Origin of the sequence: Escherichia sp. E2586 (assembly GCF_005781105.1) — a bacterium.
GTDB lineage: Bacteria > Pseudomonadota > Gammaproteobacteria > Enterobacterales > Enterobacteriaceae > Escherichia.
This window is the reverse complement of record NZ_VATN01000055.1, coordinates 569-1,209: the sequence shown is the minus strand read 5'-3', so window position 1 is coordinate 1,209 and position 641 is coordinate 569. Positions and strand designations below refer to the sequence as shown.

The 641-nt window shown below is 49.1% G+C and carries 1 pseudogene; it reads left to right on the top strand.

The features are described from left to right. Positions 1 to 58: 58 nt before the first annotated feature. Positions 59 to 641: pseudogene (locus FEK50_RS24665) on the top strand (transposase); the annotation flags it as partial.

Below are 641 nucleotides of genomic sequence, written 5' to 3'. Positions count from 1 at the left end.
AATTTGGCCACCTGAATAGAGGTGATATCATCACCTCATAGTCAAAACAGGTGACATTATGACCGGACGTAACAGACGCAATTTTAGCCCCGAGTTTCGCCTCGAGGCTGCCCAGCTTGTACTCGATCAGCATTACACCGTTGCCGCCGCTGCCACTGCGATGAATGTCGGCAAATCCACGATGGATAAATGGGTTCGACAACTGAAAGAAGAGCGAGCGGGAAAATCACCCATAGCTTCACCCATGACACCTGAGCAGATTGAAATACGTGAGTTGAAGAAAAGACTTCAACGCGTTGAAATGGAAAGGGATATATTAAAAAAGGCTACCGCGCTCTTGATGTCAGACTCCCTGAACAATTCTCATTAGTTGAGAAACTCAGGGCGCGGTTTCCTGTTGCCGTTGTGTGCAACGTGTTTGGGGTTCATCGCAGCAGTTATAAATACTGGCGGCAGCCCAGGAAGCCTGACGCCACGAAAGTGGCATTACTGAGCCTTGTGCGTGAAGTTTATCACGAAAGTAACGGTTCAGCAGGAGCGCGAAGCATTGCCGCAATGGTCACCACCAAAGGTATAAAACTGAGCCGCTGGCGGGCAACAAAGCTGATGAAAGCGCTCAATATTATCAGCTGTCAGCAACC